Annotated in this window: 19 protein-coding genes and 1 tRNA gene; 12 read left to right on the forward strand and 8 right to left on the reverse strand. The window is 68.3% G+C overall.

Annotated features, from left to right (window positions below; genetic code table 11):
• Positions 1-129: 129 nt before the first annotated feature.
• Positions 130-813 (reverse strand): hypothetical protein, encoded by a 684-nt coding sequence (locus tag ACQPZK_RS25390; protein ID WP_433535357.1) that lies wholly within the window; start codon positions 811-813, stop codon positions 130-132.
• A gap of 157 nt (positions 814-970) precedes the next feature.
• Here ACQPZK_RS25390 and ACQPZK_RS25395 point away from each other — a divergent pair.
• Positions 971-1,043 (forward strand) — tRNA-Arg (locus ACQPZK_RS25395).
• 396 nt (positions 1,044-1,439) lie between these two features.
• Here the strand turns inward: ACQPZK_RS25395 and ACQPZK_RS25400 are convergent.
• A complete protein-coding gene (locus ACQPZK_RS25400) occupies positions 1,440-1,979 on the reverse strand; it encodes a hypothetical protein (protein WP_433535358.1) in 540 nt (179 codons plus the stop codon).
• Complete coding sequence (locus ACQPZK_RS25405) at positions 1,972-2,511, reverse strand: hypothetical protein (protein WP_433535359.1); 540 nt, start codon at positions 2,509-2,511, stop codon at positions 1,972-1,974. The genes ACQPZK_RS25400 and ACQPZK_RS25405 overlap by 8 nt, the downstream gene beginning before the upstream one ends.
• 567 nt (positions 2,512-3,078) lie before the next feature.
• On the opposite strand from ACQPZK_RS25405, the gene ACQPZK_RS25410 reads away from it, so the two are divergent.
• Together ACQPZK_RS25410 and ACQPZK_RS25415 are read left to right on the forward strand one after the other, a co-directional pair.
• Entirely contained in the window at positions 3,079-3,714 is a 636-nt protein-coding gene (locus ACQPZK_RS25410) for a hypothetical protein (protein WP_433535360.1), read from the forward strand.
• Complete coding sequence (locus tag ACQPZK_RS25415) at positions 3,711-4,484, forward strand: hypothetical protein (protein WP_433535361.1); 774 nt, start codon at positions 3,711-3,713, stop codon at positions 4,482-4,484. The genes ACQPZK_RS25410 and ACQPZK_RS25415 overlap by 4 nt, the downstream gene beginning before the upstream one ends.
• Before the next feature lie 390 nt (positions 4,485-4,874).
• Here the strand turns inward: ACQPZK_RS25415 and ACQPZK_RS25420 are convergent, their stop codons facing one another.
• Complete coding sequence (locus ACQPZK_RS25420) at positions 4,875-6,458, reverse strand: hypothetical protein (protein ID WP_433535362.1); 1,584 nt, start codon at positions 6,456-6,458, stop codon at positions 4,875-4,877.
• 20 nt (positions 6,459-6,478) lie between these two features.
• The gene (locus ACQPZK_RS25425; protein WP_433535363.1) at positions 6,479-6,835 is read right to left on the reverse strand and encodes a hypothetical protein; all 357 of its coding nucleotides are present in this window, start codon (positions 6,833-6,835) and stop codon (positions 6,479-6,481) included.
• Between the two features lie 156 nt (positions 6,836-6,991).
• Here ACQPZK_RS25425 and ACQPZK_RS25430 point away from each other — a divergent pair, with 156 nt between their 5' ends.
• From ACQPZK_RS25430 to ACQPZK_RS25440, 3 genes are all read left to right on the forward strand, one after another.
• Positions 6,992-7,360, forward strand: a complete 369-nt coding sequence (locus tag ACQPZK_RS25430) for a hypothetical protein (RefSeq protein ID WP_433535364.1) — start codon at positions 6,992-6,994, stop codon at positions 7,358-7,360.
• A gap of 105 nt (positions 7,361-7,465) precedes the next feature.
• Positions 7,466-8,029, forward strand: coding sequence for a dihydrofolate reductase family protein (locus ACQPZK_RS25435; protein ID WP_433535365.1), 564 nt, complete (start codon positions 7,466-7,468; stop codon positions 8,027-8,029).
• A 137-nt stretch (positions 8,030-8,166) separates the two neighbouring features.
• Positions 8,167-9,201 carry an NAD-dependent epimerase/dehydratase family protein gene (locus tag ACQPZK_RS25440; protein ID WP_433535366.1) on the forward strand — a complete coding sequence of 345 codons (1,035 nt, stop codon included), beginning with the start codon at positions 8,167-8,169 and terminating at the stop codon, positions 9,199-9,201.
• Between the two features lie 112 nt (positions 9,202-9,313).
• On the opposite strand, the gene ACQPZK_RS25445 is transcribed toward ACQPZK_RS25440, so the two are convergent.
• Positions 9,314-9,547 carry a GntR family transcriptional regulator gene (locus ACQPZK_RS25445; RefSeq protein WP_354858764.1) on the reverse strand — a complete coding sequence of 78 codons (234 nt, stop codon included), beginning with the start codon at positions 9,545-9,547 and terminating at the stop codon, positions 9,314-9,316.
• Between the two features lie 69 nt (positions 9,548-9,616).
• Positions 9,617-9,940, reverse strand: coding sequence for a hypothetical protein (locus ACQPZK_RS25450; RefSeq protein WP_433535367.1), 324 nt, complete (start codon positions 9,938-9,940; stop codon positions 9,617-9,619).
• 509 nt (positions 9,941-10,449) lie between these two features.
• On the opposite strand from ACQPZK_RS25450, the gene ACQPZK_RS25455 reads away from it, so the two are divergent.
• The 4 genes from ACQPZK_RS25455 (at position 10,450) to ACQPZK_RS25470 (ending at position 13,297) form a co-directional block, all read left to right on the forward strand.
• On the forward strand, positions 10,450-10,680 hold the full coding sequence (locus ACQPZK_RS25455) for a GntR family transcriptional regulator (RefSeq protein ID WP_433535368.1): 231 nt from the start codon (positions 10,450-10,452) through the stop codon (positions 10,678-10,680).
• Between the two features lie 65 nt (positions 10,681-10,745).
• Positions 10,746-11,243, forward strand: a complete 498-nt coding sequence (locus tag ACQPZK_RS25460; protein ID WP_433535369.1) for a SigE family RNA polymerase sigma factor — start codon at positions 10,746-10,748, stop codon at positions 11,241-11,243.
• A complete protein-coding gene (locus ACQPZK_RS25465; protein WP_433535370.1) occupies positions 11,243-12,289 on the forward strand; it encodes a hypothetical protein in 1,047 nt (348 codons plus the stop codon). The genes ACQPZK_RS25460 and ACQPZK_RS25465 overlap by 1 nt, the downstream gene beginning before the upstream one ends.
• Positions 12,290-12,397: 108 nt before the next feature.
• Complete coding sequence (locus tag ACQPZK_RS25470; protein WP_433535371.1) at positions 12,398-13,297, forward strand: septum formation family protein; 900 nt, start codon at positions 12,398-12,400, stop codon at positions 13,295-13,297.
• 6 nt (positions 13,298-13,303) lie between these two features.
• On the opposite strand, the gene ACQPZK_RS25475 is transcribed toward ACQPZK_RS25470, so the two are convergent.
• The gene (locus ACQPZK_RS25475) at positions 13,304-14,320 is read right to left on the reverse strand and encodes a hypothetical protein (protein ID WP_433535372.1); all 1,017 of its coding nucleotides are present in this window, start codon (positions 14,318-14,320) and stop codon (positions 13,304-13,306) included.
• A gap of 125 nt (positions 14,321-14,445) precedes the next feature.
• Here ACQPZK_RS25475 and ACQPZK_RS25480 point away from each other — a divergent pair, with 125 nt between their 5' ends.
• Positions 14,446-14,841 carry a VOC family protein gene (locus ACQPZK_RS25480; protein WP_433535373.1) on the forward strand — a complete coding sequence of 132 codons (396 nt, stop codon included), beginning with the start codon at positions 14,446-14,448 and terminating at the stop codon, positions 14,839-14,841.
• A 119-nt stretch (positions 14,842-14,960) separates the two neighbouring features.
• A complete protein-coding gene (locus tag ACQPZK_RS25485) occupies positions 14,961-16,139 on the forward strand; it encodes a sensor histidine kinase (RefSeq protein ID WP_433535374.1) in 1,179 nt (392 codons plus the stop codon).
• Positions 16,140-16,166 lie beyond the last annotated feature (27 nt).

Raw genomic sequence — 16,166 nt, forward strand, 5'->3', positions numbered from 1 at the left:
ACGAGCGGGACGCTCCGGGGCGACGGCACCCGGAATCGACAAGCCCGGAAGCGACGGCCCGCTCGTCACGGTCGACCGACCGGCGGCGCCGAAGCGGCGGCGGTCAGCGGCTGAGTAATCCAGCCGGGTTCAGGCGTCGCCGTGCGCGGCCGACAGGACCGCGCCAATCCGGTCGAAGGTCGCCACCGGGTGCCCACCGACGCCGGGCAGCACCAGGCCGAGGCAGTACAGCGACACGTCGCCCGAGGCGTCAGCCTGGACGACGAAGACGGGCGCGCCGACGTACCCCGGTGGTAGTTCCGTGGTGATCCGCACGTCGTCCCCCTCGCGGACCACGCGCTCGATCGCCACCTCCAGGGGGCGGGAGCCGTCCTCTCGTACCCCATGGGCCAGGACGAAGGCGGAGCTGGCGTCGGCGACGGCCTCGGGCCCGGCGGCGATCCCCGCCGGTACCGGCTGCACGCGCCACCGCCAGCCGCCATCGCCGGCGTAGCGGTGCAGGCCAGCGGTCGGCAGCACCGCGACCCCGTCACCCGGAAAGCTCGACCAACCGGGCACGATCTCGTCCGGCGCGACAGCGTCCGGCGCGACGCCGGCCGGCTCGGTGACGCTCGACCGCAGGCCCAGCTCACCGCCCGCCGCACCGACGAGGTCGGCCGCCGTCAGCAGCGCCTCCCCCACCGGGTCGTCGCCACCCTGGAAGAAGAAGGCGGTGCCGTAGGCGTCGGCCGCCCGGTAGGGCAGGATCGCCCGACCGACGACCTGGCACAGCTCGTAGGCGACGCTGCTCTCGGCGTCGGGGTCCAGCAACACCAGCCGAGGGTACGGGGAGACGACCGGCCTCCTCCCGGGAACCCGGATGCCGACCGGAGCCGCCTCGTGAGACTCTGCACGGCAACGTGGAGGCGGCACCCATCGACCCGACGCGCGGCGGATCGGCGGTACCCTTCTGGCGCGACTTCCACGCCGCGCGCCCGTAGCTCAGCGGATAGAGCAGGGGACTTCTAATCCCAAGGCCGCAGGTTCGAATCCTGCCGGGCGCACACTTCTGACCTGCGAAACACCCGTCTACTCGGGATCCTCGCCAAGATCGAAGGTCCGTCGGCGGTCCATTGGTGTCGCCCGGATCGCCGCGCGACGCCGGTACCCGGCGCGCACCGGATGAGGCGCCGCACATTTTTGCGGCTCGGCCAGCGGCACCCAAGCCCCAGCCGAGCAACGTCGGACCTCTGCGGCTCAACCTCAACGTCACGCTGGTCAGCGCGAAGTGGGTGACCACCTACGGCCCCTGGCCCGGCCGTGAAGGAGCTGGTGCTGACGTTCGCCGACGCGGGCGACCCACCAAGAAGTTTGAGGCCACGGTTTCGCCGGACCGGACCCGCACCTACTGACGCTCGCACCCCCGGCCCCAGACGGCCGGGGGTGCAGCACATGCCGACCTAGAAGGGCGGCTCCTCATCAAAGTTCGACGCTCGCCGTCTCTTCGCCTCGATGTCATCTAGGACCGGCCCCCAAGGATCAGGCTCCTCGACACGCTTCCCTGCGCGGGTTGGCTTCGCCGGCTGCGGCCAGTCATCGTTTTTCTTGGACTTCGGCGGCGGATCCTTGCTCAGATCATCTAGGACGCTGTCGAGTAGGTCATCGATGTCCAACGCCTCTCGCCTCGCGGCGTCATAGAGACGTTCTAGTACTTCATTCCAATCCGCCGGCTCGTAGGGGCCGGTCCCCGTCGGCGGGATCAATTCGGTCTTCAATGCCTGGACCAGCGTGCCTCGCTGGTTAAGGAGGGACATTTTGCACACGCTGCCCTCGTCGTGGTCCTCGTAAAACTCAATCTTCACGGAGGATCGAGAGCCAGAGAAGAGGTACGCATCCTCTTGGTCGGTTGTAGACCAGCGGGCACGGCCCTCAAGCGTCTGCTGCAAGAGGTTCTGGGCCACCTGCACCATCCGGTCTCGGATGTCGGTCTCCCTACTCATCGTCCTCATCTCCGCCCGGAACTTGGCTGGCATTCTCTCCGACCCACGCACCCAACTGGTCGCATACGTGACCGATGGACGCTCGGGCTTTCGTACATCGCTTGTGGAGCGGTCCGTTACCGTTAGCCATCAGTCCCGATCCGGCGGCTGCGGCCAAGCCCACGCTCTGTTGAATTTCCTGGAGCAGCTCATATTGCGAGGAGTCTGCGGCGTTCAAGATCCCTCGCACGTTGCTCGCGTGAAACCGCCAGTTGTCCAGATACTTCTTCGCCAAGGCGGTTTCTTCCGCCAGGATTGATGCGTCGAGTTCGTTCGCTATCCAGCGGAGCTGCGGGATCAAGACCAGGAGCTGGTTGGCCCGCAACTGTCTCTGAGTCCGTTTGACTGCGGCGGTAGCGGCCTTGGCGGAGTCGGCAGCATCCCGCGCTTGTTTCCACGTCAGCCAGAGACCCCAGAGCGCCAGTGGGAAGCCGACCACGCTGAGCAGGTCAACCCACGGGGTGTACCAGGGATCTGCGGCGGCCATCGACACGCGCACATGGTAACGGGGTGACGCTCGCCGCGAGGTCACCACGAATCTCGATAGAAACGGCTTCCATCTCCAAGTAGATGAAGGAGAGTCAGTCCCGAGCAAGATCAACTCCGAAGAGGGACCGAGATGACGACACCGTGAAGCGCGGCGCGGGACGCTCCGCAGCAGCCGCCAGGAGGACCAAGGCCGCACAGCGTCCTCCTCTCGGACGGCCGGACGTTCCCGGTGGCCGTTGGTGGCGTCCTGGTGGATACTGACGGCGACCCAATCCCGTACGGCGGGCGGTAGCCCACCGACCCTCAAGCCACCTCCAGCCTTGACCGGAGGTGGCACCACATCCACAGCTGCAGCGTGGCCCACACGGCGACGAACCCATGCCCGCCGGACCCGAGGGGCCACGACCGGCCGGCACAGGAGGCGTGGAGCTAGCGCGCTACGAGCGGGTCAGCATCAGCCGGAAGTTCCATCGGTACGTAACTGATCATTCAACTGGCATTGATCAGCTTTACACCGCTCGCTCTACATATGAGAATGGCCTGTTCACCATCACCGGTATGGGGAGGGCCAGTGGCCGAGGGGGACTTCCAGCAATTGCTCGATGTCATGCCCAAGATCGCGGAGGCGGTAAAGGATCTTCCAGACGGACTGAAGCAGCGGGCTTTCGAAGAATTGATCAGCACCTTCAAGGGAGTGCCGACGCCGCGAACGGCTTCCCCGGAAGTGCCGCCGGTCTCGCAGCAACCCACTGAAAACGGACGGGTTGCAGAAGCCGAGGCACAGCCTGAGGTAGAGCCTGCCGCGACCGGGGGTCGGTCGCGGAAGGCCAAGAAGGCCACCACGCCACGGAAGGCGACTACCCGCAAGACTTGGGCGCCGGATCGCCACATTGACTTCTGGCCCGAGGGCAAGCAGTCGTTCAAGGACTTCGTGGAGGAGAAGCAGCCAGCGTCGCTCCATCAGAAGAATTTGCTTGCGGTGTTCTGGCTGGAGCAGGTGGCAGAACTTCCCGCCATCGGGGTCAGCCAGGTCCTGGCCGCCTACAAGGCCCTCGATTGGGATGAGCCGAGCTCTCCCGATGTATACCTCCGCAAGACCGCATCAGCCGAGCACTGGATCGACACTCGCAAGAGTGCCGATATTAAGACAACGCCAGGCGGTCGAAACATGGTGAAAAGTATGCCGCTGCTGAAGGGTAAGAGGTGACGCTTGACGTGGCGACGGCCCTGGCGCACCTGCCGCCAGGGCTCCGCGCCGAGTTGGTTGAGGAGTTTCGCAAGATCACCCGCAACTATCGGGAGGGACGGTGGGAAGCCGCCGAGCTAGACGGCGGACGTTTCTCAGAGGTCGCATACACGATCCTTGCGGGCTATCTCGATGGGGAAACCTATCCCCAGACAGCCAGCAAGCCGTCCCGGTTTGACCATGCGTGCAAGCTACTGGAGCAGGCCGACAGCAAGCGGTATCCGAGGTCGGCGCGCGTGACGGTGCCTCGTGTCCTCGTTGCGCTGTACGACATCCGCAACAATCGAGGCGTCGGGCATGTCGGCGGCGACGTAAGCGCCAACCACATGGATGCCACCTTCGTGCTGCATGCGACTCAGTGGATCATGGCTGACTTCGTCCGCATGTTCCACGGTACCGATCTAGCAACGGCAACGAGCATTGTTGAAGCCCTAGTGGAGCGTCACGTCCCGTTGATCTGGCATGTCGATGATAGAGCGCGGGTGCTCGACCCGTCGATGTCTCTCTCCAACAAGACTCTGCTGCTACTCCATTCGTTCACCACGCAACTGACGGACAGGATCCTCGCCAAGCACCTGGAACAAGATCGCCTGTCCAACTACAAGAGAGTTCTCCGGCAACTCCACCGGGACCGGCTTGTGGAGTACGACGAGACAACAGGCCATGTGACCCTCTCCCCCATCGGAGCAAAGACGGTGGAGGATCGGATCCTTCCACGGCAGGTCTTGTAGCCGCTGCAGCGGCTCCTCTCGGCATCGGAGAGGAGCCGCTGCCCAGGCGAGACGGTACCCCTACGGGGTAGCAGAGAGTCAAGATCGAGGGTCCAGCGAGGGTCCGCAGCAGCCTCCGGCGATCTCCGGCGGTCTTCGGAGTCCGCTACCGCCCGAAGATGTGCCCAAACCCCGCTGACCTGCAAAAACTGCATTCTGCGAGGCCGCTGCCAGCCGGGATGCGGCCGCCACGCGAGGTGGTCCGGCGGTGCCTAATAGCCCTTCTAATCCCAAGGCCGCAGGTCCGAATCCTGCCGGGCGCACCTTCTCCACCGCAGGTCAACAGGCCGCCGTGCCCGATCCCGTCGATCACCCACCTGTACAGCCAAGGCGGAGTCAGTCGGTCACGGATCACAGAGTCGGTCGGTTCGAGGCAATGTGCCAGTAGGCGTCGCATGCCTCGGTCAACTGTTCGGGGCTGACGTCCTCGAAGGTTCTCAAGAGCCGGCCGGCTCGTTGACGCATGGCCAGCTTGACCTGGTGGGTGCCGGCACGGGTGAGGCGCACGAGTGTCGGCGCTCCGGACACGTCACTCGTCGAGCGTTGCAGGATGCCGGCGTGCTCGGCTTCCGTGATGCGCTCGGAGAGTGTCACGTCGGGGCCGTGGACGAGTTCGCCCAGCGGTCTGCCGTCCTCGTGCCCAGAGAGCTGGCTCAGGATCTGGGTCAGCGGGTCGGCGATGGTGGTGCGTAGGTCCTGGATCAGCGGGTCCAGTGTGATCGCGGCGGTCTGCAGCGCGTGGAGCGTTTCGGTTTCGAGTGTCTGCTCGGGTTGGAGCGTCGCTGCGACCCCATGCCGGACATCTGGTGCGTAGAGATAGCCGGCGTCCTCGCGGGCCAGGGACAAGCGCGGCAGACGCGCCATCCGGTGGTACATCCAGTTGGAGACCGCCGTCAGGCAGACGTGGCGAATGACCGTCATCTGGTCGGCGTCCAGACCGCGCAGCAGCGGGGCGAGCTGGCGATGCTGCCAGAGCGGGAAGGTCTGATCGTGGTGGCAGCGAGCTGGCAGGGCACAGTGCACCGCGGTCACGGCGAGCGACGCCACATTGAGCGCAAGCAGCGTCTCGCAACTGGTGGTGTTTTCGGGTCCGGCGAATGCCGGCACCAGTTCGCGTGCGGTCGCCTGATCCAGACCGCGGCCGGCGGCGTCCGTTGGCGGCGAAGTCTTCTCCGGTAATGGAGGCGGCATTTCGATGTCGGTGTGCCAGACGACGTTGACGTACCAGTTCGACGGCGGCTGCCCGTGCTCGCGCCAATCGTGGTAGAGCGAGACGCTGCCACCCCCACCGCCCCGACGCAGCGAATACCTGACCATGCACGTCTTGTCGACGTAGTCTGCGACCTCGGCTGCGGCCACGCTGCCAAGATCACACCCGAAGGCCCGCAACTGCTCCAGGTATTCGGTGAATGGCCGACGCGAGCGCCGCCACGCGGCGTGTTGCCAAGTGCCGTCGCGGGCCTGCTGGGCGAGTACGAGCGTGGCGTTCTGCGGTACCGGGAAGTGGGCGGGAAAGTGTGGCGGCAGGCCCCGCGCGTCCAGCTCCGGCAGCCCCGTCGCAGTGCCGGAGAAGATGTCCGCCTGGGCGTCATAGTCGAAGGGCGGCTGTGGTGGCCTCTTGGGCTCGAGTCGACCGTCGATGCCAGCCGCGTCGAGCTCATCGAGGATGATCCGAACGACCTGCTCGGCGTACTCACTCTCATCCTTGAGGTCCAGGCGGAACACCGGAACGGCGTCCTCGACCAGTACGGTGCACCAGCTCGGCAACGGACACTCAGGGTCGTCCGGATGCGGAATCCGGCCAACCGCCCGAACCGCACGCCGCAGCGCCGCGATGCCCGCGGCTTGGTCCGTCGTTTCCTGCAACGCCAGGGCTACCCCGGAGCAGTGCTCAGTGACGTAGGCAGTCAGGTCCGCTTCGTCATAGCGCAGCATCGATTGATGCTCTCACGCACCTACCGGGTGCCAGTTCTCGGGCCGGCCGTCGGTGCCTGGTCCTCATCACCGAGGTTCAGCATGAAAGGCGAACCGGGGTGATCCGGCTGCCACCCAAGGTCAAGCGCTTGTTGTATGGCGCTGGCGACCGCCGAAGGCAGCACCGGAGCCGACGGAGCGTTCATCCAGTTGGCCGGATGAGGCGACGCGAGCCGGACGACGAGAGTGGCGCAGCCCGGCGGATCCGTCCGTTCAACAGCAAAGGTGAGTGGTGACCAGGTCAAGCCCTGCCTGTACGTCGGCTTCCGGCGGACGATCCAGCGATAACGCTTGCCATCGACAACGATCGGCCTACTGCCTCGCTTGTTGAGCGTCACCGAGCCTCCCCCCATGTCCAGCAGCACCTCGCGGCCGTACAAGCATTCGTACAGCCAACACCCTTCCCACCGCGGTGCCGTAGCAAGCGATCATGACAGCCGGGGTTGCTTGGTCGAGGGCGGGGAGAGCCAGCGGCGCCCGGCATACTTCCCCGCATGAGTTACGACCTGGCGGTGTGGGAGGGCGACATGCCCGCCGACGACGATGCGGCCGGCGAGATGTACGAGGCTCTGTACCAGCAGTGCTTCGAGTACGAGGAACTGCCGCCGACGCCCCGAATCCGCGCCTACGTCGATGCCGTCGCGGAACGATGGCCCGACCTCTATGGCCACGACACCCGGCTCTACCCCCTGTCGAACGGACTTGTCGACGAGGCGTCCGGCCCGATGGTCTACTTCACGATCCCCTTCAACCGGGCCGACGAGGTCTCATCCGCAGCAGCGCAACTAGCCGCCGACCACAGGCTCGTCTGCTACGACCCGCAGGTGGAACACCTACGCCCCGCTGCCGGTCACGAAACCTGACCCTGCGCCTGGTGTTTCTGATCCACACGCCGGTGTGCCTCGCCGACGATTCCTGTACGACGTGTTGGTCTGTACGCCGGTACTCATTCACGGCAGGCTGGCACGATGCGAAAACTGACCTTCGGTATGAGCGTGAGCCTGGACGGCTACGTCGCCGCACCGGGTGACGACCTCGGTTGGGGTGTGCCGAGTGACGAGCTGTTCCAGTGGTGGTCCGACCGGGTGGCGGCGACCGGCACGGCGCTGTACGGGCGCAGACTGTGGGAGACGATGAGTTCCCACTGGCCGACCGCCGACCAGCAGCCCGGTGCCACACCGGCGACGATCGAGTTCGCCGGCCGCTGGCGGGACATGCCGAAGGTGGTCTTCTCCTCGACGCTCGACACGGTCGACTGGGACGCCCGCCTGCACACCGGCGACGCGGTCACCGAGATCACCCGGCTCAAGGACGGCGACGGCGGCCCTTTGGACATCGCCGGCGCCACCCTCGCGGCGGCGGCGATGCGGGAAGGGCTGATCGACGAGTACGTGGTCGTCACCCACCCGGTCCTGATCGGCGGTGGCACACCGTTCTTCACAGCCCTCGACAAGTGGGTGAACCTAAGCCTGGTGGAGACCCGGACGTTTCCTGGGGGCGTGCTGCTGACCAGGTACGAGACCAAAAACTGAGGCCCTACCTCTGTCGGGGTCAGTGGCGGTGCTGGCTCAGGTCGACCTGATACTCGACTGAGCTGTCGCCAGGACGCAGCACGATGCCGGAGCCCGCATCCGACCGATCGGATCGCCCTACTCGGCAAGATGGACTCATGCGATTGCTGGTGCTCGGCGGAACCTGGCTCGTAGGGCATGCCGTCGTTTCGGCCGCCATCGGTGCCGGCTGGGAGGTGACGACTTTCAATCGCGGCACGTCAGATCCCTTTCTGGAAGCCGTACGGCAGATCCGAGGCGATCGGACCCGACCTGAGGACGTCGCCGCTCTGGCAACAGCAGGGCCTTGGGATGCCGTTGTCGACACCTCGGGTTACGTGCCGAGGAACGTCCTCGATGTCGCTCGCGCGCTCGCGCCCGTTGCCGATCGCTACGTTTTCGTGTCGACGCTCAGCGTCTACCGGGACTGGCCAAGCAAGCCACTCAGCGAGCAATCGGAGCTGCTCTACTGCCCACCGGACGCCGGCCCGGACTACGGCACCGATACCGAGGACGGACCGACCCGCTACGGCTACCAGAAGGCCGGTTGTGAGGCAGCGGCACTCGCGGCGTTCGGAGCGGACCGAACCACACTCCTGCGCGCCGGCGTCGTGCTCGGCCCGCGCGAGTACATCGGTCGCATGCCGTGGTGGCTGCGCCGTGTGGCCGCTGGCGGCGAGGTACTGGCGCCAGGCTCGCCCGACCGGGCAATCCAGCCGATCGACGTACGCGACCTGGCGGCGTTCGCTCTGCACACCATCACCGACGATGTGGCCAGCGCGTTGAACGTCTGCGCTCCGGTGGGTAGCGCTGCCTTCGGAGAACTACTCGCGGACTGCGCCCACTCGACGCGGGCCGATGTCTCCTTCACCTGGGTGCCTGACGACTTTCTGCTCGGCCAGGGTGTCCGGCAGTGGTCCGAGCTGCCGCTCTGGCGCACCTTCGACGGCGTGTGGAACGTCGACACCGCTGCCGCACAAACCGCCGGCCTCCGCACCCGACCTCTCGAATTGACGGTGCGGGACACCTGGCGCTGGTTGGTCGACAGCGAGGACACCGGCAACCACGAGCGGACCGTCGAGATCGGGATCAGCCGAGAGAAGGAAGCACAGGTGTTGGCCGCCTGGCACCGCTCACACGAAGGGTCGATCTGACGTTCGCACGTGCTCGCCCTGGTGACGCAGCCGCCGGGCAGCCGAGAGCGTGTCGTAGGCAGCGCATACGGCATCACCGACTCACCTCTCGGGCCAGACGCCCAGGCTGCGGTCAGCCTTGTTCGGCTACGAAGGTGCCTCGCGCGTGGACGGTGACGACCAGACCGCGATCGCGCAGCTCGCGCATCGCCATTCGGACGGTCCCGCGCGCCACGCCGTACGTCTGCTGCAAGTGAAGTTCGCTCGGCAAGGGCTGTCCAGGTCGGAGCTTGCCCTCCTCGATCTGCTTGGCGAGCAGGTCAGCCAACTGCCGGTAGAGCGGCATGTTGTTGAGCGGACTCGTCATGGGCGGCAGCCTAGACCGGCCAGTCGGAAGGTGCGGCAGGCCGCCTTTCTGCGCGGATCGAATCACCGATCATTGCGAGAGGACTGTTGCAGGATGGCCCTTCTCGTTGCGCTGAATGTGCGGCGCATGCCCGGGCACCTTCCGACCCGCGCGCCTCACTGAAAATGACGACGGGCTACAAGCCATGATGCCGGCGCTGCGGACATAGACCTCCCGCTTGTCGGTGGCCATGCCCTTCGCATCGAGGATGTAGCCGGTCACCCACACCCAGCCGTGGTACGGGTCGAGTGCGCCGATCGACACGAGCCGGACGCGGAGCGCCCTGTCCCCGCTGAACTGCACCGAACATTCCGGACCGATCAGCACGACATCACCGGCCTTGAACTTGGTCACGGAACCCATCCGAGGAAGCGGAGCCGAAGGGCCTCCGGCGGCGCCCAGCTCATGTCCTGGCGGGCAGAGGCGAGGCACATGCCCATGTAGAGCTTCAGCGCGCACGAGGCTTCCGCGTACTCGCCCCGCAGTTCCTCTCGTCGCGCTGCGCACGGCCAGGGCCGGTCGCACGTCACGCACAGCCAGAGCGGCAGGGTCGGCCCGTGCCGCGTCATTGGTCCTCACCCGGCCAGTGGCCCCGGTTGATGGGGATGCGATGACGAGAGTGGCAGGGCAGCTGCGCACCACAGCGACACAGGTAGCGCCAACGCTCCCGACTCCAGGCCGGACGGTGACGGCGCGCGAGGGTCAATGCGGTCGACAGCAGGTAGTCATCGAAACGAACCCTTTGCATCCGGCCTCCCACCCACTGTCACCCTCAACGCCATCACCGTAGTGTTGTACGTATGTGTACGTCTATAGACGTACCACAGGTCTAGACGTCCATGGACGTGCCCTAGGTTGCGTTCATGATCGATCCGCTGTCTCCGACGCCGATGTACGTGCAGCTCGCAGACGTGATCGCCAAACGGATCGAGACCGGCGAGCTGCCACCCAGGCGACCGATCCCCAGTGAGTCCACGCTTCAGCAGGAGTACGGCGTCGCCCGCGGCACGGTCCGGGCGGCAGTGCGTCTGCTGCGCGAGCGCGGACTGGTGATGACCGTGCCGCAGCGCGGGACCTACGTCAGCGACACGTAGAGATGTCGCGCAAGAAGTGCCCGGCGGGTGTCTACGGACGGCCCGGCTTCCGGCGTTAATAGGGCGTGACGTTCGAGGAATACGCGTTCGCTCGTACATCGGCGTTGGTGCGGCTCGCACGGCTGCTGACCGACGACGAGCACCGGGCCGAGGACCTGGTCCAGGATGTCCTGGCCCGGGCGTACGCCCGCTGGGGTCGCATCTCGCGGACGGATCAGCCGGATGCCTACGTCCGGCGCATGCTCGTCAACGCCCACCACTCGTGGTGGCGTCGTCGCAGCAGTCGGGAACTCAGCGTCGCCGCCGTACTCGACCGGGCGGCCGACGTGGACGAGGCTGCCGGCGTCGCCGAACGCGACGCGCTGTGGCGGCTCGTCCGTGACCTGCCGGCGCGGCAGCGCACCGTGATCGTTCTGCGCTACTACGAGGATCTCGACGACGCGGCGATCGCCGAGATTCTCGCCTGCTCGACCGGCACGGTACGCACCCACGCGAAGCGTGCCCTGACGGCGCTGCGGAAACGGCAGGAAGCACCAACCCCCGTACGGGCAGGAGACCTCTGATGGTCAGCGACCTCGATCGGCGGCTCGCCGCCACGCTCGCGCATCGCGCCGGTGGCGACATCGACCCGACACCCATCGTCGAGCAGGCCCGGCAGAACGGTCGTCGTCTGCGGCGGCGTCGCCGTGGACTGCTCGCCGTGGGCGCGGCGGCGGCGTGCGTCGCCCTCGCCGCGCTGGTCCTCACCGTTCCGCCCGGCGACGACCCGATGCCGCCAGCCACGGCGCTCCTGCTGCCCGAGGCGACCCTGCAGAACGGGCTGGCCGTCGGCGCCGACCCCACCACCGTCCACTTCTCGGCGGACGCGCTTATGAGCAGCGCCGAATCCGCCACCTGGCGTACCGGGCGGGGGTCCGAGAGCGTCGAGTTCCGCGGCCCGGACGGCTCGGCGCGCTTCGCGCTGGCGCGTACCGTCGCTGCGCTGGACGCGTTGCCACAGACCCTGTCCTCGTCCGGCCGGCCGCAGCCCCGCACCGACGTGCGGGTCGGTGACCGGCCGGGGGTCGCCTGGTTCGATCCGTCCGGCGATCAGAAACTGTGGTTCGTCCGCTGGCAGCCCGCCGACGGGCTCTGGGCGCAACTGGATACCTATGCGGCCACCAGCGACGAGGCCACCGGCACGGCGGGTCGGGTGCGTTTCGACGGTGCCCGCCGCTGTGTGGTGCCGTTCCGCCTGGAGTCGCTGCCGGCCGGCGCACGGCTGCTCGAATGCTCGGTCACGTTCAGCCGATCGGAGAAGAGCGCGCTCGGCCGGTCGGAGAAGGGCGGGTTCGCCGAGGGCTCGCTCGTCGTCGGTGACGATGCCGGTCGGTGGCTCACGGTCCGGGCACAACCAGCTCCGGGCCAGCGGGTCCGGTCGGCCGACCTCGTGGCGGGCCCCTACCGGGCACGTCGGCAGGGCAGCGACGTCCTGGAGATGACCGTCGAACCCTGCTTCGTCGAGGCGTTCCGTAAGGGCTGGGGCGAGGGCTACACCGAGGCGGAGGCGCTGACGATCCTCGGCGGGTACCGTCCCGCCGCCGACCTCGACCACCCCGACACCTGGTGACGACACGTGGCGGTACGGCCAACCCGAAGGCACCGGAAGCCGGTGCCGGTCCGTCGCGGCCGTGCCATATGCTGCCCGCGTTCGACACGGGGGCACGGGGAGAAACACATGCGACGGTACGGCGTGGCGGCGCTCACGGCTGCGTTCCTCACGGTGGCGCTGGCGGGCTGCGGCACGCCGGCCGGCACCGATGGCGACCTGGCCGACGACTGGCGACCGATGGCGGCCGCACAGCAGTTCGTCCCGAAGGCCGACGAGTGTCACCTCGTGGAGGAGGCCACGTCGTACCTGAGCACCTACTCCCCCGTCGACTGTGCCAAGACCCACAAGGTGGAGACGTTCTACGTGGGCACCTTCACCGGCGCTCTGGCCTCCCGAAGCGCGCCGCCGAAGACGGAGTCGGCGACTATGCGGTCGACCTTCGCCGACTGCGACAGCCGCGCCAAGAAGTTCGTGGGCGGCGAGTGGCGCGATGCCCGGCTGTCGCTACAGGTCGCGCCGCCGTCCCCGGCGGCCTGGTCGGGCGGCGCGCGCTGGTACCGGTGCGACATCTTCGAGTTGGACGAGGTCAACGCCCCGAACGGCGCGAGCGACGCGGCGATCGAGCGGCCGGGCTCGCTGCGTAACGCCCTGGCCAGCCGTTCCCCGCTGCACTTCGGGTGCATGAACGAGGACAAGTGGCGCATGCTGCAGCCGGTCGCCTGCTCCGCCGGGCATCAGTTCGAGTACGTCGGCACCTGGACGGCACCGGATCGCTCCTGGGAGGACGCGACCAGGGACGCAGCCGCCATCCATTCGGCCTGCCGTAAGGTCATCGCCCGGTACGCGAAGGTGCCGGTCGACAACAATCTTTCCTACCGCACCGGGACCGCGTACCGCTTTCCGAACCGCCTGCTGTGGGAGCGCGGTGACCGGGGTGTGCGCTGCTTCTACTGGTCCAGCGGCAAGACGGTCAAGCGGTCGATCGCCGGCGGCGGCACGAAGGCGTTGCCGATTCAGTACCAGTAAGGCGGCTCAGTTCGGTCCGAGCAGCGCCGCCAGCGCGGCGTCGCCCTGCCCGAGCTGCGACCCGCCGGGTGACGCCACCACCAGGAAGCGCCGGCAGGCGTCGAGTTCGACGTACCATTCGGGCCCGCTCCCGTCGACGGCCCGGAGCACCGCGAAGCGGGACGCCGGGGTGGCGCAGTCGGCCGCCGGTCGCGTGCCGGCCAGCGCCCGCAGCACGTCCGCCTGCCGCTCGGGCGGGAGCGGCCGGCCGTACACGAAGTCACCGGCCGGTTTGCCGCCGCCCCGCTCGGACGGGGACACCTGGTAGACGCAGAGGCGCAGCGGCCCGGCCTTCGGGCCGGCCTCCGGCGCGACGCGGCCGGGACGGCCGAGGGTGGCCTCCACCCACACCATGTCCGACCAACGCTGCGCGCATCCGGCGGCCTCGGCCTCCGGGGATTCGACCTGCCCGACGGTACGGCTGTCGACAGTGGTCAGCCGCAGCCCGTCCAGCGCCGCGCGGACCTCCGGGCGCGGCTTGCCGCAGACATCCTTCGGCAGGTACGGCCGCAGCCACCGGCCCTGGTCGTCGAGCAGCGCCAACCACGGTGGGACGAGCATGTCGAGGGTGCAGGCGATCTCCCCCGACCCTCGTTTCTCGTCGGCCAGTCCCAGCGCGGCGACAAGCGGGCCGATGTCGTCGGCGCGGCGCTCGGTGGCCACCTGCTCCCGGCCACCAGCAGCCCCCGGCACGACGTCACGGCCGCACAGCACGGCGGCGACCGGGGTGAACGCCGGGTCGATCCGTCCGACACGCGGCTCGACCCCGGCCGGCGGCGACGTCACCGCCGCCGATCCCCGGGGTACGGGCAGCATGACGCCCGCCTGCGGCGCGATCTCGGCGCAGGAGGTCCACTTCTCGACGATCTCGGCCGAGCCGGGGCCCTTCAGCGTGTCGCCCGGCCCGGCGCAGCCCGCCAGTACCAGCCCGCACAGCCCCAGGCCGAGCAACGTCGCCGCCAGTGTCGTTCCGCCCGAGCGCATCCCGCTCACCGCCTTTCCGCCCCGGATCAGACGGGCGGGCCCTCAATGCGGTTCCCGCGTGACGTCGCCGACCATCCTCGACACCGCCCACCGGAGCCGGAACGCCCGTTGCGCAGAATGGGCGGATGGCACATCTGGGACTGGTCGCGGTGTTGGTGAACGAGTACGACGAAGCGATCGACTTCTACGTCGGCGGGCTCGGCTTCGAGTTGGTGGAGGACACGCCACGCCCGGACGGCTCACGCTGGGTGGTCGTACGCCCTTCGGGGGCTCGTGAGACGGCCCTGCTGCTCGCCCGGGCGGCCAACGCGGAACAGCGGGCGCGGGTGGGCGACCAGACCGGCGGCCGGGTCGGCCTCTTCCTGCACACCGAGGACTTCGCCGCAGCTCACGCCCGGATGGTCGCGGCCGGCGTACGGTTCCTGGAGGAGCCACGACACGAGGCGTACGGGTCCGTGGCCGTCTTCGCCGACCTCTACGGCAACCGCTGGGACCTGATCCAGCCCCGCAGCGCAGAGTGACGACAAGGCGACACCCCGCATTCGGTAGGTGAACGCTCACCATCCGCCATGCTATTCTCCGATGTCGATCTCCGCCGTGCGGACCCGGGACCGGGTCGTTGTCGGAAGGACACCTCCCGATGCCGGCGACTGCCGCCCCGATCGTGCCACCGCCCGCCCTCGACAATCCGGCTGGCGGGGCGCTCAGTTTCATCTTCACCACCCTGCCGGCCCTGCTGCGGCTGACCTGCGGGCTGGTCGGCGCGGCCGTGGCGTTGTCGGTGCGTACTCCACCGGTGGACCCGACCCTGCTGCTGCCCGCTGTGGCGGCGTTGACCGGGTGGTCGCTCTGGTACGCGGTCCGCGCGCTGCGCCACGGGATCACGCCGGCGCTGGTCGCCGGTGACGTCGCGATCACCGCGGTGGCCTGCCTGCTCATCCCCCGCCTGGTGGCGCCCGAGGTGCTCCCTGGCGAGGGCAGTTGGATCGCGGTGCTCGCCAGCACCACGGTGATCAACGCGCAGGCCACCTCCAGGGCGCGCTGGTCGATCCCGGCCGGGCTGCTGGTCACCGCCACGTACGTGGCGGGCGCCCAGGCGGCCGGCGACGTCACGGAGGCCCGGGCACACGCCGCCACCCTGCTCGTACAGACCGCCTGCACCGCGATGATGACGGTCGTGATGCGCCGCCGGATCGGTCGGGCCGACCACGCGTTCGCCGAGCATCAGCGGCTCACCCGGGAGGCGCTGGTCGCCCGGACCGCCCGGGAATCCGAGCGCCAGCAGAACCGGGACCTGCACGACACGGTGCTCGGCACCCTGACCATGGTGGGGTTGGGCGCGGTAGCCGGTCCGTCGGCCACGTTTCGTGCGCGGTGCGCCGCCGACCTGCGTACCCTCGTCGCGTTGACCGACCACGGCCCGACGCCCGGCGACGGCCCGGTGCCGCTCGACGAGCGGTTGCGCGCGGTGCCCGACCGGCTGCCCGAGTTGCCGGTGAGCCTGGAGCTGACCGCCTGCGCGGTGCCCGCCGGAGTAGCCGACGCGATCACCGAGAGCGCCTACGCGGCGCTGTCCAACGTGGTCCGGCACGCCCCGGGCGCGCGGACCACACTGCGGCTGACGCGCGACGAGGTCGCCGTCGTGGCCGAGGTGGTCGACGACGGTCCCGGTTTCGACCCGGCCGGCGTCCCCACGCACCGGTACGGTCTGCGCGAGTCGATCCACGGGCGGATGGCGGCGATCGGCGGGCGGGCCGAGGTGTGTTCCGCGCCCGGCGCCGGCACGAGGATTCGACTGGAGTGGCCCGGTGGCGGCTGACCTGGGCGCGACGGCGGACCGCACCGG

This window comes from Micromonospora sp. CA-249363 (assembly GCF_050950185.1).
Classification (GTDB): domain Bacteria; phylum Actinomycetota; class Actinomycetes; order Mycobacteriales; family Micromonosporaceae; genus Micromonospora.

Excerpts from the sequence above, each read along its gene's own strand:
- ACQPZK_RS25400 (WP_433535358.1), bottom strand. The coding sequence starts at position 1,979 with ATGAGTAGGGAGACCGACATCCGAGACCGGATGGTGCAGGTGGCCCAG.
- ACQPZK_RS25440 (WP_433535366.1), top strand. The coding sequence starts at position 8,167 with ATGCGATTGCTGGTGCTCGGCGGAACCTGGCTCGTAGGGCATGCCGTC.
- ACQPZK_RS25485 (WP_433535374.1), top strand. The coding sequence starts at position 14,961 with ATGCCGGCGACTGCCGCCCCGATCGTGCCACCGCCCGCCCTCGACAAT.
- ACQPZK_RS25445 (WP_354858764.1), bottom strand. The coding sequence starts at position 9,547 with ATGACGAGTCCGCTCAACAACATGCCGCTCTACCGGCAGTTGGCTGAC.
- ACQPZK_RS25420 (WP_433535362.1), bottom strand. The coding sequence starts at position 6,458 with ATGCTGCGCTATGACGAAGCGGACCTGACTGCCTACGTCACTGAGCAC.
- ACQPZK_RS25430 (WP_433535364.1), top strand. The coding sequence starts at position 6,992 with ATGAGTTACGACCTGGCGGTGTGGGAGGGCGACATGCCCGCCGACGAC.
- ACQPZK_RS25470 (WP_433535371.1), top strand. The coding sequence starts at position 12,398 with ATGCGACGGTACGGCGTGGCGGCGCTCACGGCTGCGTTCCTCACGGTG.
- ACQPZK_RS25475 (WP_433535372.1), bottom strand. The coding sequence starts at position 14,320 with ATGCGCTCGGGCGGAACGACACTGGCGGCGACGTTGCTCGGCCTGGGG.
- ACQPZK_RS25465 (WP_433535370.1), top strand. The coding sequence starts at position 11,243 with ATGGTCAGCGACCTCGATCGGCGGCTCGCCGCCACGCTCGCGCATCGC.
- ACQPZK_RS25455 (WP_433535368.1), top strand. The coding sequence starts at position 10,450 with ATGATCGATCCGCTGTCTCCGACGCCGATGTACGTGCAGCTCGCAGAC.
- ACQPZK_RS25480 (WP_433535373.1), top strand. The coding sequence starts at position 14,446 with ATGGCACATCTGGGACTGGTCGCGGTGTTGGTGAACGAGTACGACGAA.
- ACQPZK_RS25435 (WP_433535365.1), top strand. The coding sequence starts at position 7,466 with ATGCGAAAACTGACCTTCGGTATGAGCGTGAGCCTGGACGGCTACGTC.